Genomic DNA, 25,374 nt, shown 5'->3' on the forward strand with positions numbered 1-25,374 from the left:
GGACGGGTTCGCATGACCAATAACCTGAAAAATGCGTATCATCACCTTTTGAATGCATTTGCAGTGGTCGCAGTCCAATAAAATATCTAATGAGGAAAACCGTTATGCTGATTACTTTTCGTTCGGATATAGCTGGCGATGTCCTGATGATGGCCGAGCAGGCCAGGACGGTATTGCAGGCGGCAGGCCGTGAGTATGATACCGTGCCTGAAATGGGTGTCTTTACCGTTGCCCAGCTGGAAGAAGCCATTCGTCAGCTGGAACAGGCTATCAATGCGGACCCGGATTCAGCGCCTGACCATCAGTTTGATGACAAGGATCGCGAAGAAGAGGACGACGAGGTTGCCGTGCATCCCATCAGTGAAAATGTGAGCTTGCGCCGCCGTGCCTACCCGTTACTGGATATGATGCGTCAGGCCAAGGCCGCTGGCAAGGAAGTGGTCTGGGAAAAAGGCAGCGCCTGGTAAACAGGGCAGGTCAGAAATAGCAGACCAGGTTCGTCGCCGCTCAGCTCGGCGTGCGAGGCCTGCACGGCAGTTTCCTGCCACACAGTTTGAGAGTCAGAATAGGGCATGATTCATGCGGGGCGAGCGCCCGCAGGCATTGCGCCTGCAAGAAAAAGCAAGCGGGCGCAGGGCTGCAAAAAGAAGCCCTGCGCCCGAATCACGCTTTACGGTGACAATAAAACTCCCATGGATACCATCCCTGGAAACCCGCCGCCTGCAGTTGGCAGGTGACGGATTTAACAGGCTTCTTTGGCGTTAAGCGACTTCGCGCATGGCGGCGCCTTCTGTGGCCTGCTGGTTCAGATGGCGGTTGACAGCGCTCAGGACGGCCACAAATGATGCGGTAACGATGTCCTTGTGGATGCCCACGCCAAAACCGGTGGCAGATTCACCAAGCCGCAGTTCCACGTAGCAGACGGCAGATGTTTTTTCGCCGGAACCCATGGCGTGTTCGTGATAATCCATAAAGCGGATCGGCAGATTCAGCGCGTTGATGAAGGCTGAAATGGCCCCTTCGCCGCTTCCTTCCACCACTTTGATCTGACCATCTACCTCAAGCTCTGCGCGGATGCTGAACTGGTCGCCGGCTTCGCCATCGGCCTTGCTATTGATTTGGTGACGAATCAGTTTCCATGGCGTGGTCTGTTTCAGATACTCTTTTTCAAAGATATCGAACACGGCATTGCCGTTGACTTCCGTTCCGGTTTCGTCGGTCACGCGCTGGATGGCGCGAGAAAATTCGATCTGCAGGCGGCGCGGCAAATTCAGGCCGCGTTCGTTTTCCAGAAGATAGGAGACACCACCCTTGCCTGACTGGCTGTTTACCCGGATGACCGCATCATAGCTGCGTCCGAGATCGGCCGGATCAATCGGCAGGTAAGGCACTTCCCAGACACCATCTTCTTTCTGTACCGCAAACCCTTTCTTGATGGCATCCTGGTGCGATCCCGAGAACGCGGTAAAGACCAGGTCGCCAGCATAGGGATGACGGGGATGTACGGGCAATTGATTGCAGTATTCTGCGGTGCGGCGCACGTCGTCGATGTCGGAGAAGTCCAGACCCGGATGAATACCCTGTGTGTACAAATTGAGCGCCAGGGTGACCAGGCACACGTTGCCCGTACGCTCGCCACTGCCAAACAGGCAGCCTTCGATGCGGTCTGCACCGGCCATCACAGCCAGTTCTGCGGCGGCAACGGCCGTGCCGCGATCGTTATGCGGGTGCACGCTGACAATAACGCTTTCGCGATTATTGACGTTGTTGCAGAACCATTCAATCTGGTCTGCATACATATTGGGCGTGGTGGCCTCAATGGTTGCAGGCAGGTTGAACACGATCCGGTCTGTGGCAGTAGGCTGCCACACCTCGGCCACCGCATTACACACCTCTACTGCAAATTCCGGCTCTGTGGTGCTGAACACTTCAGGAGAGTATTCATAGCGCCATTTGGTTTCGGGGTGTCGGCTCATGGCCTTTTTGATCAACGCCGTACCGGTGGTGGCGATATTTTTGACCTCGTCCTTGTTCATATTGAAGACGATTTTGCGAAACGCGGGCGCGCAGGCGTTATACAGGTGCACCATCGCCTGGCGGGCGCCGGCCGCCGCTTCCACCGTCCGGTTGATCAGGTCTTCGCGCGACTGGGTCAGCACGATGATGAGCACATCTTCGGGAATATGGTTTTCTTCGATTAGGATGCGAACGAAGTCAAAATCGGTCTGGGAGGCGGACGGAAAGCCGACTTCAATCTCCTTGAAACCGATTTTGACCAGGTGTTTGAAAAAGCGCAGCTTGCGCTCGATGCTCATAGGCTCGATAAGAGACTGGTTGCCATCGCGCAGATCGGTACTCATCCAGATGGGTGGATGTTCAATTTTCTTGCTGGGCCACGTGCGTTCCGAGAAATCGCGTTCGAACGCCTTGAAGGGAATGTATTTGGAAGCGGGGTTGGAGATCATGATGCACCTATTTAGGGGAGAATCCCGGTGCGAACAGACTGGAGTTAAGCAGCGACGCCGGGATTCAGAATAATAAAACGGAATCCTTGTGGCTTGTACAGGGGCTGTCGAACTGCCACGAACGCTCTAGGCTCGACAACCGATCGCTAGCAGTAGCAGAGAAGCAGAAATGGCAACGGCAGAAAGCGTTGCGTCAGGTGTAGCGGCGGCCCACAGCTTAGCCGCGGCGCAAGCTGTGTTGCGACCGGATAAAGCGTTGCGAGAAAATGCGGGCTGGCTCTTCATACCTTAACTATAAGAAAAATTACCTCGCGGCGCAAGCGTTTTTTCCACTTGCGCCGCGATAACGGCGGTTTTGATCAGGTAATGGTATGTTTGACTTCATCGCGCGGGGGGCGCAGATGCGTGGCTTCAGGGCGGCCAATGGTCGGTTCGGTCTGTTCGGAGCTGGAGACCGTTGGTTGCGCTTTGGCCGGTTCATCAGGGATTGTCGGTTCGTTCTGTGTAGGCGTGGCAACATCGGTTGTCGCATCCGCGATGTTGGCCGTGGGTTTGGGTTCGGATGCCGGCGCATCTTCCGATTCCGATCGGGTGGCCGGTGAAGTGGTGTTGGTTACCGGCTCAACTGCTGCGGAACTGGATGCAGCGCCCGCGGTGCCAGTCGCCACAGCGCCGACAGCCGGCGCTGTAGAACGGACATCGGTAGCGACAGGTTTCGTTGCTGCTGGCTCCGGCTGCAGCGTAGGCACTTGGCCAGACTTATCCTGCACCGGGCTTTGGGCCAACGCAGCGGCAATGCGACTATCTGCCGCCACCGCTGGGCCAGGGCCCAGCAGCCGTTCCTGTTCCCGGATCTGTGCCAGTTTGCTGACTCGGTTGTTATCCAGTTCATCCTTGGTCGTTTTCAGGTTACCGATATTGATGGGTTCGCTGCGGTCACGCCAGACCCAGCCGAGCACGTCCCGGCCTTCCGGGGAGAGGCTGCCGATCAATTGGGCTGCGGTCTCGGCGGGTACGGTCTTATAGGCAGCGCGCTCCACGCTTCCGGTATACCAGGCGCTCAGGAAAAAATAGACAATCAGGGTGCCCAGCAGGACCACAGCCCACCACAGGTAGGTATTGATACTCTGTAAAAAAGAAACCAGTTGTACGTTAAACTTGTTCAGAAACGCGTAGTCCTGGGCTGCACCGAATTCAAGGATACTTGCGGCAACCCACAGCCAGATCACGATTGTGACGATAATCACGGCGGCACGCATTATAATCCTTGGGGTAGCCAGCTTAAGCAGCGTTTTGCTTACCAATCTGGCATCATTTTGCTGAACCGCGGCATTGCTGTATTTCATAGGTATTCCAAATCGATATGCGTCATGCGTTAGAACTTCGAACCGGCCAGCAGTTGGTGCTGACCCCGCAACTGCAACAATCTTTGCGCTTGTTGCAGTGTTCTGCGCTGGATCTCCAGGCAGAACTGGCACAGGTGTTGCAGGACAATCCCATGCTTGAACTTGTCGATAATAACCAAATATCAGAAGATAGTACAAATACAAGCGAAAATGATGCCGAGCTTTTACAACAGGATTGGGCCTCGCAGCCGGGTCAGAAATCGCGCGATGACGAATATTTTCAGCCCGAAACCGCTGTCGGGCTGTCGCTTTCCGAACATTTGCGGGAACAGTTGCGGCTGACCCACGCTTCAGAGCGGGACGTGAGCCTGGCCGAATACCTGATCGAGGAGCTGGACGATAACGGGTATCTGATGTCCAGCCTGCAGGAAATTGTCACATTGTTCTCTGAGGAGGCCGATGTCAGCGAAGATGATCTGGCCGTCGCCCTGCGTCTGCTGCAGTCATGTGATCCGCCCGGCGTGGGTGCGCGTACGCTTTCCGAATGCCTGCTGCTGCAATTGAATGTCTCGTCTCTGGCCAACCCGCCCGATTCCGATGTGCTGGCTTGTGCCCGTCTTATTTGCGAGCACGGGCTGGAGGCGTTGGGACGAGCCGATATGGCGCAATTGCGGTCCGTGACTGGCGCCGATATCGACAAAATCCGGCAGGCGCATGCCTGATCCGGCAACTGGATCCACGCCCCGGCAAGCAGTTCAGCACGCCTACGGCCGATTATGCCGTGCCCGATGTCCTGGTGCGCAAGATAAAAGAGGAGTGGGTGCTGACTATCAACCAGGCGGTGATGCCCTCGCTGCGTATCAGCGAAGGGTACGAAAGCATGATTCGTCGCCTGGGCAAAGAAGCAGGCTCGGGAATGACCGAGCAACTGGCCGCGGCCAAGGGATTCATGCGCCAGGTCAGCCAGCGTTTTACCACCATTCTGGATGTCTCGCGTGCCATTATGGACAAGCAGCGCGATTTTCTTGAATACGGCATGGCGCGTTTGCAGCCGTTGACTTTGCGCGATGTGGCTGATGCCGTGGGCATGCATGAGTCCACCATCTCCCGGGCCACGACACAGAAGTTTATCGCAACGCCGCATGGGGTGTTTGAGCTGAAGCGGTTTTTTGGCTCCGGCGTGGCAACAGACAGTGGCGAAAATGCATCAGCAACAGCGGTGCAGATCCGTATTCGCAATTACATTCAGGCAGAACCTGAGGGCAAACCGCTGTCGGACAGCCGCCTGACAGACCTGCTGGCACAAGAGGGCATTACCATCGCGCGTCGCACGGTAGCCAAATACCGCGAGGTCCTGGGCATTCCATCAGCATCGTTGCGCAAGGCGCGGGCCAGCCTTAACCAGGAATAGGGACGCGGAGCGGACCTGCTGCGAGCGCATAAAACCGCAATCAAGGGGGGCGTTGGCAGTCGCAAATGGGTGCGCACAGTCCACGCATTGCGCTGATTGCGAGCTGTCACATCTCCACCCGCAGGCAGCCGCTTGCGCGCCATACCCGAAAACGCACAAAAAAATGCCAGTAACGCTCTGAAAGAACGGGATTGTTGGACATTTTCACCAAACCGGATAAGGCGCTTGCAACTTTTTTTGCCTTAGATGATAATAACTCTCATGTATATTTGCATTTGTAATGCCGTCACCGAAGACGCCGTTGTCAGCGCTATTTCCCAGGGCGCCAGCACGCTGAGTGACCTGCAACGAGAACTGGGCGTCGCCACCAATTGTGGGTGCTGCGCACAAATGGCCTGTAGCTATCTGGAGCGAGCAGCCTGTACGGGTGCGCCTGTTGCTCATGATGGCGCCAACGACCATTGCGGCAAAGACAAATGCGATGCGCTTGCTACAGAATCTGTGGTGCTCTGGCGGTCGGCCGCCTGATCTGATCGGCGGGCGTTGCAAAGCACAAGGCACTGGGCTCACGCAGGTTAAAAGCCATCTCTACCAATAAACCAACAGTCATACAACAGCAAACACCACAGGCGTAAGCTCACTAGCCAAGAGAGCAGCCATTGCATTCGCAATACTAGTAAGCCAACGCTCCGCCTTCGCGCCCTTCATCACATTTGCAATATTGCATTCGTAACTCCACCGTCATGGACGCCATCTCCAGCCCCTGTTCATGGTTCAGATGCGGCTATCTGTCTGACTCTCGCCGTTTTCCGGTTGCCACAGTTGGCCGCGCTGTTGTCTTTGTTTGTCGCCGTTAAAAAAGGAAAATGCGGGCAGAATGGCAGGCAGAATACGAAGCCTGGTTGCTGAACAAAAACACTTTCATTTCCATTCTCATTTACCACCTGCAGGGCTTTTGCAGTAAACAGGAGCAAAGCGGGCGTCTTCCCTTATAATTTCTCTTAACTGCACCACCGGGCTGCCTTCGCAGCCGATCAGCCGCTACTGACGGTGCCTCTCACAGTAAAGGAAACTATCATGAAAGGCGACAAGGACGTTCTCAAATTTTTGAATAAGCAGCTGACCAACGAGCTGACTTCAATCAACCAGTATTTTCTGCATGCCCGCATGGTCAAAAACTGGGGGCTGAATCGTTACAACAAGAGCGAGTATCATATTTCCATCGAAAAAATGAAGAATGCCGACGCCATCATCGAACGCATCTTCCTGCTCGAAGGTTTGCCCAACTTGCAAGACCTGCACAAGCTGCACATCGGTGAAAACGTACCGGAAATTCTTAAATGCGATCTGAAGATCGAGATCGACAATCACCAGACCTTGACAGAAGCGATTGCGCACTGTGAAAGCGTGCGTGACTATGTCACGCGCGACCTGTTTCAGGAAAACCTGGAAGACGTTGAAGAACAGATCGACTGGCTCGAAACCAATATTGAATTGATCGGTAAAATTGGTCTGGAGAACTATCTGCAAAGCCAGATGGGAGACAACGACTGATTGCAGTAACAAGGGGCCGGATTGGCCCCTTGTTCATTTTGTGTCGGATTCAATAGGCAGTATGGTTGTGTGCTTAACAAGATACCGCGTTATCGTGCAGCCGGTTGATCATCGTTTCTGGCACATTGCCCGCAGAGGGCAGGATCGTTTCCTCATGAGGCTGTCTTTGCTGATAGTCGTACTGGCTTTGCCTGCTCGAGCGCGCTGGCCACTCGCATTGCACTGCCAATTGCGATAAGCGGTGCAATGGCCAGTATGGCGAACAACCAGAATGCGGCACTGGAAGTGCCTTCGATACCGCCCGGGTGATTGATCCCGCCAAGGTTGGCTAACATTCCTGCCAATGCAGAGCCTAGCGCCGTGGCAAGCAATTGCACCGTGGTAATAGAAGTGGCTGCGGTGTCCTGGTCATCATCGGGCGCAAGCTGCAGTACACGCGTGAGCAAATGCGGCCAGCCCAGGCCGATACCAAAACCGATCAGCGTCAATCCCAGGCAGATAAAGGCAAGCACGAGCCAGCCGCCCTGGGCGTAGATTGGGGTGCTTAAGGCCAATATCACCATGCCGGCCAGAACCAACACCGGGCCGCTCACTATAGCGCGGCGTATGCCGTTATGTTTGTAGCTCGAGCTCCATATTTCCGATACCGTCCAGCCCGCAGCCATCAATGCGGCCAGATAACCGGAAATCAACGGTGTTTGAGCATGCAGTGTCTGCAAAAAATACGGCACGAATGTTTCGCTGGTCATGCCGATAACCAGCAAACCAATAGTAAGGTAAAGAGCCAGCAACGGTGAATTGCGCCGTAGCGCGTTTCTGGGCAGCAGGCGCACCTGGCTGCTGGATTCCTTGTAAACCAAAAGCAACAGGAGCACGATCGCCAGCACTACACCGGTGATATTAAATAGCGGTTCGGCAGACGCGCTGCCGACACTGACTGCCAGGACCGCAGCAACTAGTAGCAGCAACTGCGCACTCGGAATCTTGCTGGTTGTTGGCGTTGTTGCACGGCTGCGTGTGGGAAGCACCCACCATACCAGCATGATATAAAGCAGAGTCACGGGAATTAGTATGCCGAATGCGGCGCGCCAGGCATCCATTTGGGCAAACATGCCGCCAATGGCCGGGCCCAGCAATGTTGCTACGCCCCACATCGCGGAAATCAATGCCATTGCTTTGGGCCAGAGGTATTCCTCGAAAACGGCATAAATCATGGCGTAGCTCAGGGCAAATAAAAAGCCGCCGCCCAGTCCTTGCAGCGTACGGCCGATCAACATGACCGGCATGCTTGGAGCCAATGCGCAGGTCAGGCTGCCTGCGATGAATAAAATCGTGGCTATCGCGTATGCGCCGCGTGACCCGGAATGTGACAGCAGCATGGGCGTGAGCGCCGACCCAAGAATCGAGGCAACCACAAACAGCGTTGTATTCCAGGCATACAGTTCAAGACCGCCGATTTCCCTGACCACCGAGGGCAGCACCGTGGTGGCGACAAAGATGTTGATGGCGTGAAGTGCTACACCGCCAGATAGCGCCAGGGAATACGCCATATTCGGGCCAGAGAGCAGCTTGCACCAGCTTGCTTCTTGTTCTGCCATACAAACTCCAGATAAATGGATGCAGCCATTGCCAGCGATGACACGATGCGCTACAGTAATAAAAAAAGTAAATTCTTTGTATATTAGAAAGGCATCATTATTTTGTCAAGCAATCACTTGGAAAATTCAGGAAGGGCGCCATCCACCACCGGCCAACGGCTGTTGCATTTGCTCAAGACGAGAGGTCCGCAGCAGGCAGCCGACGCCGGCGAGGTACTGGGCATGACGGCTGAAGCTGCACGTCAGCAACTGACCAAACTCGCTTCGGCAGGCATGGTTGAAACCTTCACTCAGGTACGCGGCGTGGGCCGGCCAAGCCAGTTCTGGCAACTCACCCAGGCGGGAAACAAGCATTTTCCCGATACCCATTCGGAGTTGACGGTACAGTTACTGGATACGGTACGCCAGGCATTCGGAGAACAGGCGATTGACCGTCTTCTCGATATGCGTGAGCAGACAAGCCGCCAGTTGTACCAGCGGGAGCTTGGCGGGTTACCTGAGTTGAAAGAGCGTGTCGCCAGACTGGCACAGTTGCGCACGCGCGAAGGCTATATGGCTGAGTTTGAGGAGCTTGAAGACGGCACGTTTCTTTTGATAGAGAACCACTGTCCAATTTGCGCGGCGGCAACGGCGTGCCAGGGGTTTTGCCGGGCCGAACTCATGGTATTTGAGCAAGTGCTGCAAGCGCGGGTCGAACGCGTTGAACACATTCTGGCCAAGGCCCGTCGCTGTGCATATACGATCAGGCCATAGATCTTTGTGGCATGCGGTCAGCGTTGTATAGCACTTCTAAAACATATAAAACACTTCCCATGCCCGATGCCTTACCCTCTACGGGTGCAGGGGTCCGGGTAATCCTTGCGGCCATGGCCGCAGCAGCGTAACGCTTAACCATTGAACGTGGTGGAATATTCGTTTCCCAAAGCCCGGCCTATTTCGGTCGTGTCAAAGTAATAGGGTCTGCCCTCAACCAACAATCCGTTTGCAAAACTCAATATTTCTACGAAGGGCTGGTTGATTGTGATTCCGGTGGCCCTGGCTGTCAGGAACAAATTGCATGAGACATATAAGTGCGCTTCGGTACCGGTGCATTGCAAGTCCTGTACACGCATATTACTAAAGCACCTATCCATCTGCCGCAATAACGCGGCCACACCATGCAGCCCGTTCTAGTCGCCGCAATAAGGAAGCGACGACGGTTCATGCACGACAACATCGGGATGGAACGCGGTAGCCAGGATCGCGATATCTTTGTGCCCGGACTTCATGTAAGTCATCTCTGCGAAAAACATGCGTTCAAGCACCGACATTGGAGAAGTATCTGTGGTCGACATAGTATTCATATTTTTTGTCTGCGATTGGGAATATTGCGAGTGTGCCGCATAACGCATCCGGGCACTATCTGTAACTTGCTTTTGATTTTTATACTCAGTGCTTTTCGTTGAACTCGGTGGCGTTCGGCACACATGCGACCCATTGCAATATCGGACCAGCGTTGTCGTAAGTGCAACTCAGCGGGTTCCAGGCAAATTAACAATTGCCAAGCGTTTTACATGCCGGCCCATTGCCCTGTCTGCTGCCTGAACAGTTCCCGCACGCCCGCCAGATCATCTGGATCCCGCGCCCCGGTCGATTACGCCATTTATTTCAAATGCAATAGACGCTGTCTGGCCTGAATCAGGCTGGAAAATCACGCCAGGCTGGATATGCGCAGCCAAAAAAAACACCTTCAAATGCCGTTGTCAGGCCGTTGAAGGTGTTGTGTGATCAGCAAAACCGCGTGGTCTTTGCGGTCAAGGGCGAGAAGCGGTCAGCGTGATGGGCAGTCGGACACGTTGCCCCATGCGTTGTTGGCGCCGCAATACTGATTGCGTACCCGTGACAGGCAGGACGGCCGGTCAAAAAAGCCCAGTGCGCGGCATTCACTCATGGCCTGATGGAAGGCCGGTTCCCAGTTGCCTGCCGCTGCTGCGCGGCCGGCTCGTGGTGAGCGCCGGATAGGAACCATGCCCTGATCGCTGTCGCTGGCAGTACCGCCGTCAAGCGTATCGGTCGCTTCGCCAATAGTAACTTCGCTATTGGTTGTAGTGACGGCTTGTTCAATGGCCTGCTCGCCTTGCTCGGCGTCTACTTGCCACTGAACCGGATCCGGCCGCTTGGGAACTCCCTGGGCGCCGCTCATCAACGGCTGCTGGGGTTGCAGTTGAACCGGGCGGCCTTCTGCGTCCACCATGGGATTGGGATCCGACTCCATGACGTTAGGTACGTTGGCAGAGACCGGTGCGTGTTCTATCAGCCAGTCTCCGGCCTGCAGGCCGCCCCATGTGGCTACGCCAGCCACAATGAGAAGGGATAAAAATAATAAACGCCAGGACATCTGCATACCTCGGTTGTAATTCGGCCAATTTTAGCCGTTTTCCCCAAATACTTTGCCGCCATGTTCACGCATGGCATGAAAATTAATCTCCGGATTCAGTTCCTGCGCCACCCGCAACTGCGCAGGGGAAGTAATCAGGAACGCCAGTGCATCCACCACATCGTAGGCAATATGTGCTGCATTGCTGTCGATGAACTTCTTGAGCGCTTTCGGGTTCTCGCTGGTAACCCAGCGCGCCATGGTATAGCGCGACGGGATCATGCGGGCATCAGCACCGTATTCCGTTTTCAGGCGATGCGCCACAACCTCAAACTGCAGTTGCCCGACCGCGCCCAGTAGCAATGCGCCGCCTGCGGCTTGCGGACGGAACACCTGAATCGCCCCTTCTTCACCCAGTTGAGTCAGGCCGGTGCGCAACTGTTTGGTGCGCAGCGGATCCTTGACTTCCACGCCCTGGAACAGCTCCGGGGCAAAGAATGGCAAACCGGTAAACTGCAAGGTCTCGCCTTCAGTCAGGACATCGCCCAGCTGCAGCACGCCATGGTTGGGGATACCAATTACGTCGCCGGCATAGGCTTCATCAAGCAGGTCGCGTCGCTGGGACAGGAAAGACACCACGTTATTGGGACGGATTTCCTTGCCGGTACGGCTCACTTTCAGGCGCATGCCGCGCTCAAAACGACCGGAACTGACACGGACAAATGCGACCCGGTCCCGATGCGCAGGGTCCATATTAGCCTGAACTTTGAATACCACCCCTGAAAATTTGGTTTCATCCGGTTGCACGACGCGTTGCAGGGCCTGCCGTGCGCCTGGCTTGGGCGCCCATTCCACCAGCGTATCCAGCACTTCCTGCACGCCGAAGTTGTTGATGGCAGAACCGAAAAACACCGGCGTCTGCTTGCCCGCCAGAAACGCTTCATGTTCGAAGGCTGGCGCGGCGTCCTGCAGCAGATCGATCTCTTCCTTGGCCTTGTCGAACGCGCTGCCGAAACGGCGGCTGATCTCGGGGTTGTCCAGGCCATCAATGATATCTTCGTCATTGTTGCGGCGTTGCTGCCCAGCACGGAAAATACGCATGCGATTGCGCCTGATATCGAACACGCCACCGAAGGATTTGCCCATGCCCACAGGCCAGGAGAACGGCACGGCGTCCATGCCCAGATGCGATTCGATTTCGGCCAGCAGATCCAGCGGCTCCTGAACTTCACGGTCCATCTTGTTGATGAACGTAATAATGGGTGTGTTGCGTGCGCGGCACACCTGCAACAGGCGAATGGTCTGCGGCTCGACACCGTTGGCGGCGTCGATCACCATCAACGCAGCATCAACAGCGGTCAATACCCGATACGTATCTTCGGAGAAGTCCTGGTGGCCCGGGGTGTCCAGCAGATTGATCACGCAGTCGCGATATTCCATCTGCATGACAGAAGAGGCCACCGAGATCCCACGTTGTTTCTCGATTTCCATCCAGTCTGAAGAGGCGTGGCGACTGGCCTTGCGCGCCTTGACGCTGCCGGCAATCTGAATCGCACCCGCGAACAGCAGCAGTTTTTCGGTTAGCGTGGTTTTACCGGCATCGGGGTGAGAAATAATCGCAAAAGTCCGACGGCGGGCGACTTCCTGCGGAATGGAATGAGTAGACATCTAGGGCTATTTTCTGAATTTGAAGAAGGGAGCAAGGGCGAATGTGCCCGAAGGGTGGGCCGATTGCCTGCAAACCCTACATGTTAAACGCAATTGGCGTATTTGGTCACGGAAATGGGGCTGGGAGCAAATGATTCATCGGGCCTGCGTCGGCGCTGTGTATAACCGATGAGGCAGGCCGAAGGCCGCTGCGTCAGGCGATATCAGATTCGGACCGGTCGTAAGCCCGGATCGCTGGCATTACCTGTAGTGCCGGGAAGCGCATACAATAGTTGCTATTGACGATCATTTATGGGCATAGCAATGACAAGCCTTCATACCCTTTCTGCGACCGAGCTGATGGCACGGGTTCACGCCCATCAATCTCGACGCTGGAGCGGGTTGCAGAGCCGTGCGTGCCGACGCGCTCAATCCTGCACGGAACGGTTTTATGGCGATTTGCGGGACCGGCCATGCAACAGGCACGGGCAACGGGGCCTCGTGCTCAGCTAAGGTTTTTGTTTCGCGCTGAAAAACAGAATCATATACCCAAGCACTGCCGCTAGTACCGAGCCGGCGAATACGCCGATCTTGGCCAGATCCTGCACCGCCGGATCGGTAAATGCCAGGGCACCGATGAACAGGCTCATGGTAAAGCCGATACCGCATAGCATGGCTACGCCGTAGATCTGCGGCCAGTTGGCCCCTTCGGGTTTTTTGACCAGTCCGGCTTTGACCGTCAGCCACACTAGTCCGAAAATGCCCAGTTGCTTGCCCAGGAACAGGCCCGCCGCGATGCCCAGCACCACCGGGTGCCCCAACTGGCTCCAGGAGAGTCCCGCGAACGAGACCCCGGCGTTGGCAAAACCGAAAATCGGCACGATTAAAAAGGCTACCCACGGCGACAGGCCGTGTTCCCATTTGAGTAGCGGGCTGGTGTTCGTATCCTGGTTCTTGCCAGACATGGGCAGCGTCAGCGCCAGCGCGACACCGGCCAGCGTGGCATGGATGCCCGACTTGAGCACGAACCACCACATGAACACGCCCAGGATGACGTAAGGCAAACTGCGTACGACATTGCTGCGGTTCAGCAGTATCAGCGCGATAAGGGTCACTGCTGCCAGCGCAAGGTACAGGCTTTGTATTTGTGCCGTGTAAAAAAGGGCAATCACGACAATGGCAATCAGATCATCAATAATGGCCAGCGCCGTCAGAAAGACCTTCAGCGAGGTGGGTACACGGGAACCGAGTAGTGCCAGTACGCCAAGCGCAAAGGCGATATCGGTTGCCGCCGGCACCGCCCAACCGCGGATTTGTTGCGGATCGTGGTAGTTGAAGGCAAGGTAGATAAGCGCCGGAGCAACCACGCCTGCAATAGCGGCCATGCAGGGCAGCAGCCGCTTCTGATTGCTGGATAATTCCCCAGTCAGCAACTCCCGTTTGACCTCCAGGCCTACATAGAGAAAGAACACGGCCATCAACCCGTCATTGATCCAGTGCAGAATCGACAGGCCTGCGACATAGCTCGACAGGGTCGAAAAATAGGCCTCGGCCATACCGGAGTTTGCAAGCCAGATGCCCAGTATGGCGGTAATCATCAGGATGATGCCGGAGGCAGGTTCACTATTGAAAAAATGGACAACTTTTTTGGGAATGTATCGTTTCATTCTACTTAGCGGCTAAGACAGGCTGCGGATATGTTACGGAATATAAAAGGCTAACATAAATTCAGCTTGGCGTAAGGAAGGTGGGCCAAGATGCGCACGGTTTTCTGGCTCGCGCATCAATTAATCACGGGCATACCGGCTCACCGCCATTCGGGCTCATCGATATGGGGGCAGGCACTCTGGCAATAAAGGGCGGGTTATCAACGGGGATCAGGCCGGCATGGGCAGGACGCCATCGACCAGAAAAAAGCCGATGCCGTAGGTCATGACTTTGCCAGACCTCAGTTGCGTGAACGATACCTGGTCCGCGCTGACCTCCCCAAACCACTGATTGGTCTCTTGTGGTTTTTTTTGTCTGAATGCCACAGGAGAAAACAGGGCAACACACAGGCCGTGTTCAGGATCGCGGGCCGAGCAGTATTCGAAGGCTTCAACGTTGGCCTCGCGCATGGCACTGCCAATTTGCTGGGCAGCCCGGTAATTGACCGGATCAGTCAGGTCGGCCTGATACTGATCAAATGGCGGTTCCTGAAGCTGTATTCCTTTTTCTGTACCATAGCGCACCGAAAAAAGCGTATGTTCGCTGCGGATCCTGTCCTTGATCGGCACACCATCCATTGAGTGCCAGAAAACAAAACGATAGAAAGCGCTTTCGGCCAGCACTGCACCGATATTCTTGCCCCCATAGAACAGGCTGCGTTCATGCACGCGGCCAAAGCGCGAGCCCCATTTGAGCGGCGGGTAGCGGAACGGCGTTTTGAGCAGATAATGCAGAGGCTCGCAATCTGGTTGCGAAACAGGCTTGGCCTGATCCAGCATTTGTTCCAGCAGGGCCTGTTCGTCCAGCGTGTCTACGTAGCCCAGTGTGGCAATCTGCTCCTGGCTTTCCACGAGCCGGTACAGTTTGCCGTCTATAGGCCGGATATGATCGGGGCCGTTGCAGCTTTGCCAGATCATTACACTTTGCCGCGGATGGCATCAACAAACTGCAGTACCGTGGTCATACCCTGGATGGTTTCAATTTGGGTTGCAGGGATACCGCCGGTGATTTTGTTTGGGGTGCGCATGAAGTGGCGGATCCATTCCTGATCGCCACCCGTAAGGGCGAAAAGGGCGCGGGCCAGACGTAACAGCAGCAAGGCCAGTTCCCCCTGTTTGCTGTCAGGATCCAGCGATGAGGTGGTTTTAAGGCGGCTGATGGCGGTGCGGTGCATGCCAAGCACCGCAGCCAGCTCTGCCTGTTTCAGGCCGAGTTGTTCGGCAGCGCGCAACACAGCCTTGGCCAGAACGGCTTCGGCTGCGGGTTTGGGTTGTTGCAATGCGGTCATGGCTAAGCCTCCGATGGGATGAGACGTTAGTTCAAGTATAGCTTATTTGTGCGTATTGCACAAATTTGATATAAAAGTGCTGTTTGAACACATATCAGCCATCACTCAGCAACCGGTTCACCATTGACCGACTATCCGTCATCGCCGTCCGGTGAGGGGCATCAAGTGATGCCGGTGGGGGCGTTGCATTGGAGGGTGTTTGTAGGCAGCATGTCACGGCAAACCCTCAATTTAATGAAATTAACACTCTGCAACGCGTTTGCAGGGGTGCAATTGCGTCGGCCTGCAGAAAAAACGGCTATGATTAGGGCATTGTTTTTTCCGATTCACCACCTTATGGGTTGCTACCAACATGAAACGATTTTTCGGAATGATCTGCGCATTGATGATGGCCGTGTTTTTGTCCGGTTGTGGCTATAACCAGATCCAGACGCTGGATGAGCAGGTCAAGGCGGCCTGGTCCGAGACACTTAATCAGTATCAACGTCGTGCAGACCTGGTTCCCAAGATTGTCGCCAGTGTAAATGCCTATATGGTCAACGAGCGCGAAGTGCTCACACAGGTCACCGAAGCGCGCTCCAAAGTGGGTAGCGTACAGATTTCTGCCGATACGATTCCCTCGCAGGAACAGTTGCAACAGTTTCAGGCCGCCCAGAACCAGTTGGGTTCCGCGCTGTCGCGCCTGATCGCCGTGTCCGAAAACTATCCGCAACTGAAGGCAGATGCCCTGTTTCGTGACCTGAATGCGCAACTGGAAGGAACCGAAAACCGGATCGCTACCGCACGTGGCCGCTATATCAAGGACGTTCAGGCCTATAACACGCTGATTCGCCAGTTCCCCACACTGATCACCGCCAAGATAATGGGCTATCAGGTCAAGCCCAATTTTGGCACCGATAATCAGGACGAAATCATGCGCAATCCCGACGTCAAGTTTGACACGGGCGCTCGCGCTCCCGCAGGTAATGCCGCGCCGGCCCAGCCTGCACCTGCGCAGTAATGCCGCTGTCTGTCGCTGTTCAATCCTGCGGATCGCTTGCCATGCGTCGTTTGCAATCGCTGTTTCGCCTCCTGATTCTGCTGGTTGCGGTAGCCGGTTTCGCGCCGGCTATGGCACAGCAGGAAGTACCGGTCCCGCAACTGACTGCGAGAGTGACCGATACTTCCGGCACGCTTGATCAGGGCAGCAGGCGGCGCTTGAAGCCAAGCTCCAGGCACTGGAAGAAAAGAAAGGCGCGCAGGTATTTGTGCTCATGGTCCCGACCGTGCAGCCCGATACCGTCGAGAGTTATTCGCGCCGTGTATTTGATCAATGGAAAGTAGGTCGCGCCAATGTCGATGATGGCATTCTGTTTCTGATCGCCAAAAATGACAGGCGCATGCGACTGGAAGTTGGCTACGGGCTGGAGGGGGCGGTGCCGGATGCGCTGGCCTCGCGCATTATCAATGACTATGTCGCGCCGCATTTCAAGACCAATGATTATGCCGGCGGCGTCAATGCCGGTGTCACGGCCCTGGTGTCGCTGATCGAGAACGAAGCGCTGCCTGCGCCCGAAAGAAAGACAGCGGGCGATGGCGAAGCGTTTGATGAAGGCCTGTTTGGCGCCTTGGGCCCCGTGCTGATGTTCGGCTTTTTCCTGATTGCATTTTTTCCGCCCGTAATCAGCGCGGTCGCCGCTGGCGTCATGTTGTTTGCGATTACCGGCAGTGTTATTTGGGCAGGGCTGGCCGCTATTGCGGCATTGGTTATTAGCGGCATTGCCCGAAAAATCGTCCTCGTGGCGCCGTGCGCGGTGCAAGGCGTAACGGCACCATTCTTGGTGGTGGTCTGGGGGGGCTGGGCGGCGGTTTTGGCTCCGGACGAGGCGGCGGTGGCGGCTTCGGAGGCGGCGGCTTCGGCGGTGGTTTTGGTGGCGGCGGTGGTGGCAGCAGCGGCGGCGGAGGAGCTTCAGGTGGCTGGTAATAAATGGGAATGGCTGGGGCTGGATGGGCTTGAGGGCTGGTGGCTGTCACGGCGCGTGTTTACACATGCCATGATGGAGCGGCTGACCGGTGAAATACGCAAGAGCGAAGCGCGCCATGCCGGGGAACTGGTGCTGGCAATTGAACACGACACACCGGGGCACAGTCGGGAAACACCCAGTCGGGCGCTGGAAATATTCGGCCGCCTGAGAGTATGGGACACGCCGATGCGTACCGGTCTGCTGCTGTATATTTCCCTGAACAAACACAAATTCGAAATTGTTGCCGACCGCGGCATTGGCGTGGATCCGCAGCAGTGGGATGAAATTTGCACAATATTGCAGACGCGCTTTGCCGCCAGGGAATATGAACAGGGACTGCTGCAGGCGATCGGCGCTATCGAAGCGATATTGCAGGCTTCATGTGGCGGGCAGCCGTCAGGCGACGATGGACGCAATCATCTGCCGGATGCGCCGGTCCTGTTGTAAGCAGACAAAGATAACGCGTACAGGTTCCTGGAAATAGGGTCGCGCAAAATGGCCTGGCTGTACGCAATTAAACAGGCCAAGGTGTAAAACAGGCCAAGCCGGCTAAAAGCCGAAAACTGAAGACTAAAAGATAAAGACAGAGAAAGGATGCGATCCTGGCATCAGGCAGCGGTTTTCGCCGTGCTCGTTTATCGGGATCGCCCGCGTGCAGGCGCGCTACTGGCTGCCTATTCGGGCCAGTGTCCTGCCCAATTGCCCCACTGCGACGTCACGCCGCGAACCCGGCGAAAATCGGTCCCCCAGCCTTGACCATTCCGGATGGCTGCGTGCTTCCTGCAACTGTTCGGGCAGGGCCTGTTCCTTGAGTTCTTCCTGGGCAGCCTCTATTGATATTTGCACCGGCGCCATATCGGCGTGGCCGCGTAGCTCCAGCGCGCGTATCAACTGGTGTGCGCGAATGGCCAGCAGGCGCAGAATGCTGTCTTCGACGGTGATTTCATGAAAACCCTGCAAGCGTCCGTACAGCCGTTTGCCCAGCTTGTCGGTGCCCTGCCAGACGCTGCCCAATACACCACCAATCAGTGCCGCGGTCCCCAGGCTCAGGCCTGCGGTAAATACATCGACTGCGGCGCCTGCCATGGCGCCGGCGGCAAAACCTTTGCCCACGTGAATGCCCGTGTCCAGCAGGGCCTGCGGATTGAACAGATCCATATTCCATCGCCCCCCTTCAAGCGGCAGCGGCTGACCGGGATAATCTTCGGGGCGGAAACGGTAGTGCGTCAACAATGCCTTGATACCGGCCTGTTCGCGTTGCCGCACTTTGTCTTGCATGAGCCCGGTGCTGCTTTTGACGCTGTCATCGTCGGTCTGGCTGCTCAGGCGCAGCGCGGCAACGTCGATCAGCATATCGGCAACCAGCGCAAAGGCCGCATTGCGGCGCCGTTCGCGTTGCACGCCGACATCTTCGGACAGCGCCTGCAGTGTTGCCGCATGCGTATCGAGCACCAGCGCCAGCTTCTGATAAAGCTGTGCTTCGCCATCGAGCGCGGGCGCGACGGTGTCAAATTCAATCACGACATGCAAGCCCAGGCGTGCCAAAGTGTCCTTCCAGTCCTGTTTGCGCGCGTGAGTATCGTTGATAAAATTGAGAACGGGTACTAGCGGCTTGCCGCAGCGGGCCAGGATGGCAAGTTCATCCTTGTGTTTGGCCAGCACGGGATCCCTCACGTCAATGACATAGAGCCCCGCATCGCAGGCGATGAGCTTTCTGAGCACGCGGGCTTCTTGCTCAAACCGCCGTTTGCTCTCGGGCGAGTCAAGAAACCGGGCGATGCTTTCGGGGCCATCATGCCGGCTGCCTGTTTGGGTCTGTAGCTGGTCCAGATAGTCCAGCAGACCGATACCATCTTCCAGGCCGGGGGTATCGTACAGCTCGACTGCCGCTACGCCATTGAGCAGCAGGCGCGCGCCTTCCACGTGGCGGGTGGTACCCGGCGCATCTGAAACCTGTCCGAAACCGGCATCGTGCGTGAGCGTACGCAACAGCGAAGTCTTACCGGTATTGGTGTGGCCAACGACAGCCAGTCGCAGTGCAGTGTCTGTCGTCGTCATGGCGCGGCGATCCAGTCAGGAAGTGAGGCGGGATTCAGGTGCAACGTATCGGGCAAAAAGCCGGCATCCGCCAGTTGCGTCTGCCAGGTCTGCTGGCGCGATGTCTGATTCTCGCGCTGCCACAGCAAAATATGAGTGGCGCGGGCCAGGCCGGCCAGTTCGGATATCAGGCGCAAGGTACCGCGATCGGGCGTCTGTGCGGCGTCCACGACCAGCAGCAGGCCTTTGACAGGCTGGGCATGGAGCCGATCCAGCAAGGCATGGCGCTGTTCACGCGATTCGAGTACGCCGCCATCCTGTGCGCCTGCGGCGACGGGAAACACAGGCCAGTGGGTGTCAGAGGGCAATTCAATACCCACATAAACCGGCTCGGACGAATAAGCGCGCGTGACGTGGTCGTTCGCCCCCGAAAGCATGTCGTCGGTGGCTGGTGCATCAATGCCCAGATTTTCGCTGGTCGGCGCAAGCCGTGCAACCAGCGGACTGTACGAAGGCAGATCGATATCCAGCCTGAGTGCCAGCAACGCACCGCGTAATTGCCAAAGACATATCGCCAAACTGATAACGCGCAACAACAGGCCGTAGCACAGGACCACGCCCAACAGCCAGGCCGACCAGACGGCGTAGGTGCTTTCCGACAGTGTTGCGCCTGCTGTGCTCTGACGCACCAGTTCAGCATCCGGTATGGGAAAGCCCAGCATGGCGGGTAGTGCGCCAGCGTGCGCGTCAGCGAAACAAAGACGTCGGGCGACAGAATGGTTGTTTCCCAGCCAAAGGTATAGCGTTGCGCTGCCAGCAGGCCCAGCATGGTCAGCAGGGCGGCAAGGAAAAACAATACCCAGAAGCCATGACTGATGCAAGACAGGGCCCACTTGAGTGCGCTGTTTTGCGCCAGCAGCGAGACAAAAGATTGTGGCGCCAGCGCAGCTTCGGGGCCGCGGGCGATCTTGCGGCTGAGCCATAGCCAGAACTGCCCCAGCCAGCTGAATGCCCGGGAGGACAGGAACAGGGAAAGGATCCAGAACAGGAATGTCAGGCCGTGTACACCGAGCAGGGTCACAATGGCCATCAGGACATTGATATGGCGATTGGCCGATCCCAATACGCCCGCGGCCGCACCCGCGCCACCAAGCAGGGCCAGTACAGCCAGGATGAGCAGGGCCAGCTTCGCACCCTGCGTCCATTGTTCGATGATCGTGGTGGTGTTTTCGCGATCTGCCAGCAGGCGCGCCCGGCGCACGATTTTTTCTTCGGGACTGTCGTTGCCGCTGCGCAGCTGGCGAATAAGAGCGGCGTCATCAAGCGGGCCCCAGTGATCCTCGCGCAGGCGGATGGCCTCGGTCAGCCAGAAATCCTTGAATGAAAAATGACGACGGGCCATCGCGTAGATTGTCTTGGGGGTGGGGTGTCAGTGCTTGAACCAGCGGTTCGCAGCCTGCTCGGCCTGCTGCTTCACTTCTGGCGTAATGTAGTAGGCGACGGCAGCCAGCGCGGCGGCAATCACGCTCAGGTCGTCGGTAAAGCCCACGCCTGGAATGAAGTCCGGTAGCGCATCCACCGGCAACACGAGGTAGGCCAATGCCCCATAAATGACCCGGCGGGCCCAGGCCGGCGTAGCCGGATTGCGAACGGCATAGTACAGCAGCAGGGCTTTCTGAATAACGGTGCGCCCGGCACGTTTGGCGACACGGGCAATTTTTCTGACAAGACCTGCCGGTTTTTCGGCGTCCTGAGTGTTGGCGTCAATCGTATGGTAACGAGTCATGAGCCTCCCGTAATCAATAAAAAATAAGGCGGATAAAACGAAAAATGCGTGCCACTGGGGCACGCACTCTTTATAACATGCCGGTGTCAGGAGCGCTTGGCGATCAGGCCATAGATGAAAAGAACGATAATGGCGCCGACAACAGAAGCGATCCAGCCGGCAGCGTCACCTTGCCCGTACCATCCCATCGCCTGACCCAGGTAGGTTGCAACGATAGACCCGACGATACCCAGAATCGTGGTAAGAATGAGCCCCATGGACTGGTTGCCCGGCATGACGGCGCGAGCGATCAGGCCAACAATAAAACCAATCACGATAGTAATGATAATCGACATATTCTTTTACTCCTGAAATGAGTGGATTTACTGACTGCGTGTAACGTTCAGATCATATAGGAAGGATTATTTCCGCACAAATGGAAAATGTTTCCATATATTAGTAAACCGGTCGTTGCCGCAGTCTGTCCTCAAAGCATACCGGCTAAGCATGCACCATGTGTGAATATTGACTTTTATTTTGAAACGGCAGCGCGATTTCGTGGTTTATCTGCTTTTGTCTGTTGCAGTATGCACACGAACATCTCTTTTTTGTGATGCCTTGCCCGTCCGTATGCGATACAACCTGCCGCCGAAAATATTGACGGCCAGGCCTACCACTACCACGGCGCTGCCAAGCCATTGCACCAGTGATAATTTCTCGTGCAGGATCAGTTCAGCAGATAATAAACCGACTACGGGGATCATCAATGACATTGGGGTCACCAGACTGACCGGGTGGTTCGCCAGCAGTCGACCCCATAAGTAGTAGCCGACGAACGAGGCCGCATAGGCCAAGTACATGACCGAACCTACTCCGGTCCATGACAGATTGGCCAGGCTGTGAGCCATCGCCTGGGGGCCTTCGAACAGCCAGGAAGCCAGCAGAAAGGGAAAAACAGGGAACACAGCACCCCAGGTCAGCAGGCTGAACATATTGACTGCCGGGCCGGCTTTCTTTATTACGATATTGCCGCAGCCCCAGCTGAAAGCTGCACACAGGGTAAGAAAAAATGCAAACAGTGGCACCGGTTGGGCACTGTCAGCCCCCATTTCAATCACGGCCAGCCCGATGGCGGCCACGATCATGGCAATGATACTGTGCAGCCGTACCTTTTCATTCAATAGCAGCGCAGCGATCAGGACGGAAAAAAATGCCTGCGATTGCAATACCAGCGAGGCCAGGCCCGCCGGCATGCCCATTGCAATGGCGCTGAACAGAAAAGCAAATTGTCCGAAGCATAGCGTCAGGCCGAAAAGCAACACCAATCGTAGCGGTATGGCCGGCCGCGGGATAAACAGAATGGCAGGGAAGGCAACCATGGCAAAACGCAATGCGCCCAGCAGCAAAGGAGGAAATTCATCGACACCGAACTTGATCACCACGAAGTTGAGGCCCCACAGGAGGACAACGAGAAGGGCAGCAAGCCAGTGACGCAAAGGCATGGAAATTCCGGGTAACGGTAAAAGAAAGGAGTACCGATTATGCGCCACCACGCAGTCGGCTTGCAAGCCGCAGCGTTGTTTTATCCTGCAGGTGCAATCGTCAGGCTGATTTGATGCTCGCGCCAGCCATTGACAAAATACCCCGTATTGTCCGTGGTCAATTCCGGCTGTTGTTGTCCGGCAGCATTGGTGGCGCGACACGCCAGCCTGACCGGGCCGGGTGGCAGGGTCAGCGATATCTCGAACAGGCGCCAGGCGAACGGACCCAAATCACTCCCTGTAAGCTGGGCCGGGTGCCAGGTAGTGCCGCCGTCGACGGTCACCTCCATTCGGGTCACGGCAGATGTACCTCCCATGGCCACCCCTCGGATAGGCACGACGCCAGCCTTTAGCGGTTCGTCCGACTCCAGGGGGGCGGTAATCCAGGATTTGACCGGAAGCCTCCAGGCAGGGATGGTCAGGCGTGGCTCGCCCGGCCGCAGCGGCACCCGAAAGTCAGCTGTCTGAATGTGGGCGCTGGATTCCTCGGTGGTGAAGGCAATGCGGCGGACATACTTGATGTAATTGACGCCGGCATAGCCTGGCAAGACCAGACGCAGCGGTCCGCCATGCGCCAGGGGAATGGGTGCGCCGTTGAGAGTCCAGGCCAGCAGGGCGTGTTCAAGTGCGGATAACGGCACCGAACGCTCCACCCGGGTAAAGTCGGAGGCAACGCCATCGGGCAGGCTATCGGCGCCTGTGGCGGTCAGAAAACGACTGCCCGGGACCACGCCCCCCAGTTCATGTATGACCGTTGTCAATGGCACGCCTGTCCAGATCACACAGCCGGCGCCGCCGGTCTGCCATTGCGTACCAATGGCCGGTCTGCTTTGCAGGGCGCGACCGTTTTCAGCGCATTGCAATACCGTAGCCACAGTACGCGTGGGCATTGCCTGCAGCTCGGCCAGGGTATAGGCATCAGGCTGCGCGACGCCGTCAAAGGCGACTGGCCATTGCCCTTCTTCTGCCAACAGCCGCGCAGGCGGCGGCAGGGCGTTGTTGCGGACAAACAGGCATTGCGTCGGGGTAATCAACTGGCGGCCAAGCACCGCGCGCCGCGTTTCAATGGCGTGTGGGTTATGGACAAGCAGGCTGTCCGCATCTTTCCAGGCCAGACTTGCGGGTAGCGGTGCCGGCTCGGCCGGCGGCGGCAGCGGCTGGACGGTGTTTGCTGCGGCAGGGGGGGGCGACGTATCGACCGATGGTTTCGCTGCTGCATCGGCCGAGGTGCCGCGGGCGCTGGCAGTAGCTGCATGGAGTTTGCCGCAGGCCGCGCTCAATGCAAACGCGAGCGCCTGCATCAGCCGTGTGCGTCTTTGCGGGTTGACCGTGGCGTGGCGTGGCATGGCGTGACCTGTCAGTAAATATAAGAGGTGGGCGAGTCCGAAGCGGCCTGGCGCAGGAAAAACAGGCTCCATGTTATGGATTAATCGGTTCGCTGTAAACCGGAAAAAGCGTCCCATGACTGTCGGCGGTGGCGGGCGTCGCATCCATTCTTTTCGCGCCATAGTCGGCTTACCAAGGTATTATTCGGAATGTCACAATCATGAAATATAAAGTTTTTAATATCGTTCAATTCCCCCGCTTAAAAAATGAGGTCTTCATGAAGGTCGCAGTAAACTCAATCGCAGCCGCGCTGCTGGCATTTTCCGGTATCGCCGCCGCCGATACGCTGGTGCTGTATACAAGCCAGCCGGCAACTGATGCGCAGATGACCGTTGACGCATTCCAAAAAGCCCACCCGGACACCAAGGTGGAGTGGGTCCGCGATGGTACGACAAAGCTCATGACCAAATTGCGTGCGGAAATGAATGCGGGCGTTGCCAAGCCCGATGTGTTGCTGATTGCCGACAGCGTGACCCTGGAGCAATTAAAAAAAGAAGACCAGTTGCTGGCTTATAAATCGCCGGAAAGCGCACAATATGATTCCGCGCTGTATGACAATAGCGGTTATTACCATGGCACCAAATTGATTACCTCCGGCATTGCCTATAACACCAAGGCGGCGCAAAAACCCCAGTCATGGAAGGATTTGGTCAAACCCGACTATAAAAACCAGGTGTCCATGCCCAGTCCCCTGTATTCGGGTGCCGCCATGATTCATCTGTCGGCGCTCACCAGCAATCCTGACTTTGGGTGGAAGTACTATGAGGATCTGAAGGCCAATGGCGTAGCTTCCCAGAAAGGCAATGGCGGTGTGCTGACCGATATCACGTCTGGCGGCAAACCCTATGGCATTTTGGTGGACTACATGGCAATCCGTGAAAAGGCCAAGGGCGCGCCCATTGACTTTGTCTTTCCTGCCGAAGGGGTAAGCCTGGTGACCGAACCCGTTGCCATTATGAAGTCGGCAAAAAATCCCGATGCGGCAAAAAAATTCGTTGATTTCCTGTTGTCGCAGCAAGGCCAGGAACTGGTGCTGCAACAGGGCTATATTCCAGGTCGCAATGGCATGAAAAACCCGCCAGGCTTCCCGCCGCGCGACCAAATCAAGCTGCTGCCATTTGACGCCGCTGCAGCACTACAGAATGCGGGCGCAAACAAGGAAAAGTTCAGCAACATCTATGGCGGCTGAGCGCCCGGGACCGTGCTGCCCGGGCGGGCAGCATTGATGCCTGCATATCTGCGAGTGGGCAGGGGCAAACTGGTCAGGTGA

At 56.4% G+C, this 25,374-nt stretch carries 23 protein-coding genes and 3 pseudogenes; 11 read left to right on the forward strand and 15 right to left on the reverse strand.

Going from position 1 to position 25,374, the window contains the following annotated elements:
* Positions 1-104: 104 nt before the first annotated feature.
* Positions 105-467 (forward strand): DUF1840 domain-containing protein, encoded by a 363-nt coding sequence (locus tag TKWG_RS01850; RefSeq protein WP_014749189.1) that lies wholly within the window; start codon positions 105-107, stop codon positions 465-467.
* A gap of 294 nt (positions 468-761) precedes the next feature.
* On the opposite strand, the gene leuA is transcribed toward TKWG_RS01850, so the two are convergent.
* Together leuA and TKWG_RS20960 are read right to left on the reverse strand one after the other, a co-directional pair.
* The gene (gene leuA, locus TKWG_RS01855) at positions 762-2,465 is read right to left on the reverse strand and encodes a 2-isopropylmalate synthase (protein WP_014749190.1); all 1,704 of its coding nucleotides are present in this window, start codon (positions 2,463-2,465) and stop codon (positions 762-764) included.
* Between the two features lie 359 nt (positions 2,466-2,824).
* Positions 2,825-3,811, reverse strand: a complete 987-nt coding sequence (locus TKWG_RS20960) for a membrane protein (RefSeq protein WP_014749191.1) — start codon at positions 3,809-3,811, stop codon at positions 2,825-2,827.
* 17 nt (positions 3,812-3,828) lie between these two features.
* Between TKWG_RS20960 and TKWG_RS24335 the strand changes: the two genes are divergently transcribed.
* From TKWG_RS24335 to bfr, 4 genes are all read left to right on the forward strand, one after another.
* Positions 3,829-4,533: an RNA polymerase factor sigma-54 gene (locus TKWG_RS24335; protein ID WP_014749192.1), complete on the forward strand. Its 705-nt coding sequence runs from the start codon at positions 3,829-3,831 to the stop codon at positions 4,531-4,533.
* Positions 4,434-5,222 (forward strand): RNA polymerase factor sigma-54, encoded by a 789-nt coding sequence (locus tag TKWG_RS25680; protein ID WP_264300264.1) that lies wholly within the window; start codon positions 4,434-4,436, stop codon positions 5,220-5,222. The genes TKWG_RS24335 and TKWG_RS25680 overlap by 100 nt, the downstream gene beginning before the upstream one ends.
* Positions 5,223-5,483: 261 nt before the next feature.
* A complete protein-coding gene (locus TKWG_RS22195; protein WP_014749194.1) occupies positions 5,484-5,750 on the forward strand; it encodes a (2Fe-2S)-binding protein in 267 nt (88 codons plus the stop codon).
* 549 nt (positions 5,751-6,299) lie between these two features.
* On the forward strand, positions 6,300-6,776 hold the full coding sequence (gene bfr, locus TKWG_RS01875) for a bacterioferritin (protein ID WP_014749195.1): 477 nt from the start codon (positions 6,300-6,302) through the stop codon (positions 6,774-6,776).
* Between the two features lie 152 nt (positions 6,777-6,928).
* Here bfr and TKWG_RS01880 read toward each other — a convergent pair whose 3' ends face one another.
* On the reverse strand, positions 6,929-8,374 hold the full coding sequence (locus TKWG_RS01880) for an MFS transporter (RefSeq protein ID WP_014749196.1): 1,446 nt from the start codon (positions 8,372-8,374) through the stop codon (positions 6,929-6,931).
* Positions 8,375-8,476: 102 nt separating this feature from the next.
* Between TKWG_RS01880 and TKWG_RS01885 the strand changes: the two genes are divergently transcribed.
* Positions 8,477-9,127 (forward strand): helix-turn-helix transcriptional regulator, encoded by a 651-nt coding sequence (locus tag TKWG_RS01885; protein ID WP_014749197.1) that lies wholly within the window; start codon positions 8,477-8,479, stop codon positions 9,125-9,127.
* Positions 9,128-9,543: 416 nt separating this feature from the next.
* On the opposite strand, the gene TKWG_RS23885 is transcribed toward TKWG_RS01885, so the two are convergent.
* The 6 genes from TKWG_RS23885 to TKWG_RS01915 all read right to left on the reverse strand — a co-directional run bounded on the left by TKWG_RS23885 (position 9,544) and on the right by TKWG_RS01915 (position 15,372).
* Complete coding sequence (locus tag TKWG_RS23885; protein WP_202947756.1) at positions 9,544-9,717, reverse strand: hypothetical protein; 174 nt, start codon at positions 9,715-9,717, stop codon at positions 9,544-9,546.
* 467 nt (positions 9,718-10,184) lie between these two features.
* Complete coding sequence (locus tag TKWG_RS01895) at positions 10,185-10,751, reverse strand: hypothetical protein (protein WP_041709767.1); 567 nt, start codon at positions 10,749-10,751, stop codon at positions 10,185-10,187.
* Positions 10,752-10,781: 30 nt separating this feature from the next.
* Positions 10,782-12,398, reverse strand: a complete 1,617-nt coding sequence (locus TKWG_RS01900) for a peptide chain release factor 3 (protein WP_014749201.1) — start codon at positions 12,396-12,398, stop codon at positions 10,782-10,784.
* Positions 12,399-12,886: 488 nt separating this feature from the next.
* Complete coding sequence (gene nhaA, locus TKWG_RS01905) at positions 12,887-14,044, reverse strand: Na+/H+ antiporter NhaA (protein WP_014749202.1); 1,158 nt, start codon at positions 14,042-14,044, stop codon at positions 12,887-12,889.
* A gap of 210 nt (positions 14,045-14,254) precedes the next feature.
* Positions 14,255-15,001: an RES family NAD+ phosphorylase gene (locus TKWG_RS01910; RefSeq protein ID WP_014749203.1), complete on the reverse strand. Its 747-nt coding sequence runs from the start codon at positions 14,999-15,001 to the stop codon at positions 14,255-14,257.
* Positions 15,001-15,372, reverse strand: a complete 372-nt coding sequence (locus tag TKWG_RS01915) for an MbcA/ParS/Xre antitoxin family protein (protein ID WP_014749204.1) — start codon at positions 15,370-15,372, stop codon at positions 15,001-15,003. Before TKWG_RS01915 ends, TKWG_RS01910 begins: the two co-directional genes overlap by 1 nt.
* A gap of 352 nt (positions 15,373-15,724) precedes the next feature.
* Here TKWG_RS01915 and TKWG_RS01920 point away from each other — a divergent pair, with 352 nt between their 5' ends.
* From TKWG_RS01920 to TKWG_RS26830, 3 genes and pseudogenes are all read left to right on the forward strand, one after another.
* A complete protein-coding gene (locus TKWG_RS01920; RefSeq protein ID WP_050981502.1) occupies positions 15,725-16,372 on the forward strand; it encodes a LemA family protein in 648 nt (215 codons plus the stop codon).
* Between the two features lie 110 nt (positions 16,373-16,482).
* A pseudogene (locus tag TKWG_RS26825) lies at positions 16,483-17,335 on the forward strand (TPM domain-containing protein).
* Positions 17,336-17,402: 67 nt separating this feature from the next.
* Positions 17,403-17,822, forward strand: a pseudogene (locus tag TKWG_RS26830) (TPM domain-containing protein); the annotation flags it as partial.
* Positions 17,823-18,038: 216 nt separating this feature from the next.
* On the opposite strand, the gene TKWG_RS01935 reads toward TKWG_RS26830, so the two are convergent.
* Entirely contained in the window at positions 18,039-19,433 is a 1,395-nt protein-coding gene (locus TKWG_RS01935; protein WP_014749207.1) for a GTPase/DUF3482 domain-containing protein, read from the reverse strand.
* Positions 19,430-20,502 (reverse strand): annotated as a pseudogene (locus tag TKWG_RS23485) (DUF2868 domain-containing protein). The gene TKWG_RS01935 and the pseudogene TKWG_RS23485 overlap by 4 nt, the downstream one beginning before the upstream one ends.
* Between TKWG_RS23485 and TKWG_RS23490 the strand changes: the two are divergent.
* Positions 20,473-20,796 (forward strand): hypothetical protein, encoded by a 324-nt coding sequence (locus TKWG_RS23490; protein WP_014749210.1) that lies wholly within the window; start codon positions 20,473-20,475, stop codon positions 20,794-20,796. The pseudogene TKWG_RS23485 and the gene TKWG_RS23490 sit on opposite strands and share 30 nt — an antisense overlap.
* A gap of 45 nt (positions 20,797-20,841) precedes the next feature.
* On the opposite strand, the gene TKWG_RS01945 is transcribed toward TKWG_RS23490, so the two are convergent.
* The 4 genes from TKWG_RS01945 to TKWG_RS01960 all read right to left on the reverse strand — a co-directional run bounded on the left by TKWG_RS01945 (position 20,842) and on the right by TKWG_RS01960 (position 24,064).
* Complete coding sequence (locus TKWG_RS01945) at positions 20,842-21,198, reverse strand: YkvA family protein (RefSeq protein WP_014749211.1); 357 nt, start codon at positions 21,196-21,198, stop codon at positions 20,842-20,844.
* 86 nt (positions 21,199-21,284) lie between these two features.
* A complete protein-coding gene (locus TKWG_RS01950) occupies positions 21,285-21,533 on the reverse strand; it encodes a GlsB/YeaQ/YmgE family stress response membrane protein (protein ID WP_014749212.1) in 249 nt (82 codons plus the stop codon).
* Positions 21,534-21,740: 207 nt separating this feature from the next.
* The gene (locus TKWG_RS01955) at positions 21,741-22,679 is read right to left on the reverse strand and encodes an EamA family transporter (protein WP_014749213.1); all 939 of its coding nucleotides are present in this window, start codon (positions 22,677-22,679) and stop codon (positions 21,741-21,743) included.
* An 80-nt stretch (positions 22,680-22,759) separates the two neighbouring features.
* Positions 22,760-24,064 carry a sulfite oxidase gene (locus TKWG_RS01960; RefSeq protein WP_014749214.1) on the reverse strand — a complete coding sequence of 435 codons (1,305 nt, stop codon included), beginning with the start codon at positions 24,062-24,064 and terminating at the stop codon, positions 22,760-22,762.
* Between the two features lie 257 nt (positions 24,065-24,321).
* Here TKWG_RS01960 and TKWG_RS01965 point away from each other — a divergent pair, with 257 nt between their 5' ends.
* Positions 24,322-25,293 carry an ABC transporter substrate-binding protein gene (locus tag TKWG_RS01965; RefSeq protein ID WP_014749215.1) on the forward strand — a complete coding sequence of 324 codons (972 nt, stop codon included), beginning with the start codon at positions 24,322-24,324 and terminating at the stop codon, positions 25,291-25,293.
* The last annotated feature ends 81 nt before the right edge of the window (positions 25,294-25,374 follow it).

The organism is Advenella kashmirensis WT001, assembly GCF_000219915.2.
Classification (GTDB): Bacteria; Pseudomonadota; Gammaproteobacteria; order Burkholderiales; family Burkholderiaceae_B; genus Advenella; species Advenella kashmirensis.

What these genes read in the sequence shown, in the direction of transcription:
- TKWG_RS01880 (WP_014749196.1), bottom strand. Translation starts at nt 8,374, where the DNA reads ATGGCAGAACAAGAAGCAAGCTGGTGCAAGCTGCTCTCTGGCCCGAAT.
- TKWG_RS01945 (WP_014749211.1), bottom strand. Translation starts at nt 21,198, where the DNA reads ATGACTCGTTACCATACGATTGACGCCAACACTCAGGACGCCGAAAAA.
- TKWG_RS01950 (WP_014749212.1), bottom strand. Translation starts at nt 21,533, where the DNA reads ATGTCGATTATCATTACTATCGTGATTGGTTTTATTGTTGGCCTGATC.
- nhaA (WP_014749202.1), bottom strand. Translation starts at nt 14,044, where the DNA reads ATGAAACGATACATTCCCAAAAAAGTTGTCCATTTTTTCAATAGTGAA.
- TKWG_RS20960 (WP_014749191.1), bottom strand. Translation starts at nt 3,811, where the DNA reads ATGAAATACAGCAATGCCGCGGTTCAGCAAAATGATGCCAGATTGGTA.
- TKWG_RS23885 (WP_202947756.1), bottom strand. Translation starts at nt 9,717, where the DNA reads ATGAATACTATGTCGACCACAGATACTTCTCCAATGTCGGTGCTTGAA.
- TKWG_RS01850 (WP_014749189.1), top strand. Translation starts at nt 105, where the DNA reads ATGCTGATTACTTTTCGTTCGGATATAGCTGGCGATGTCCTGATGATG.
- TKWG_RS01920 (WP_050981502.1), top strand. Translation starts at nt 15,725, where the DNA reads ATGAAACGATTTTTCGGAATGATCTGCGCATTGATGATGGCCGTGTTT.
- TKWG_RS22195 (WP_014749194.1), top strand. Translation starts at nt 5,484, where the DNA reads ATGTATATTTGCATTTGTAATGCCGTCACCGAAGACGCCGTTGTCAGC.
- TKWG_RS01960 (WP_014749214.1), bottom strand. Translation starts at nt 24,064, where the DNA reads ATGCCACGCCACGCCACGGTCAACCCGCAAAGACGCACACGGCTGATG.
- TKWG_RS01915 (WP_014749204.1), bottom strand. Translation starts at nt 15,372, where the DNA reads ATGACCGCATTGCAACAACCCAAACCCGCAGCCGAAGCCGTTCTGGCC.
- TKWG_RS24335 (WP_014749192.1), top strand. Translation starts at nt 3,829, where the DNA reads ATGCGTCATGCGTTAGAACTTCGAACCGGCCAGCAGTTGGTGCTGACC.
- bfr (WP_014749195.1), top strand. Translation starts at nt 6,300, where the DNA reads ATGAAAGGCGACAAGGACGTTCTCAAATTTTTGAATAAGCAGCTGACC.
- TKWG_RS01900 (WP_014749201.1), bottom strand. Translation starts at nt 12,398, where the DNA reads ATGTCTACTCATTCCATTCCGCAGGAAGTCGCCCGCCGTCGGACTTTT.
- TKWG_RS01935 (WP_014749207.1), bottom strand. Translation starts at nt 19,433, where the DNA reads ATGACGACGACAGACACTGCACTGCGACTGGCTGTCGTTGGCCACACC.
- TKWG_RS01955 (WP_014749213.1), bottom strand. Translation starts at nt 22,679, where the DNA reads ATGCCTTTGCGTCACTGGCTTGCTGCCCTTCTCGTTGTCCTCCTGTGG.
- leuA (WP_014749190.1), bottom strand. Translation starts at nt 2,465, where the DNA reads ATGATCTCCAACCCCGCTTCCAAATACATTCCCTTCAAGGCGTTCGAA.
- TKWG_RS01910 (WP_014749203.1), bottom strand. Translation starts at nt 15,001, where the DNA reads ATGATCTGGCAAAGCTGCAACGGCCCCGATCATATCCGGCCTATAGAC.
- TKWG_RS01965 (WP_014749215.1), top strand. Translation starts at nt 24,322, where the DNA reads ATGAAGGTCGCAGTAAACTCAATCGCAGCCGCGCTGCTGGCATTTTCC.
- TKWG_RS01895 (WP_041709767.1), bottom strand. Translation starts at nt 10,751, where the DNA reads ATGTCCTGGCGTTTATTATTTTTATCCCTTCTCATTGTGGCTGGCGTA.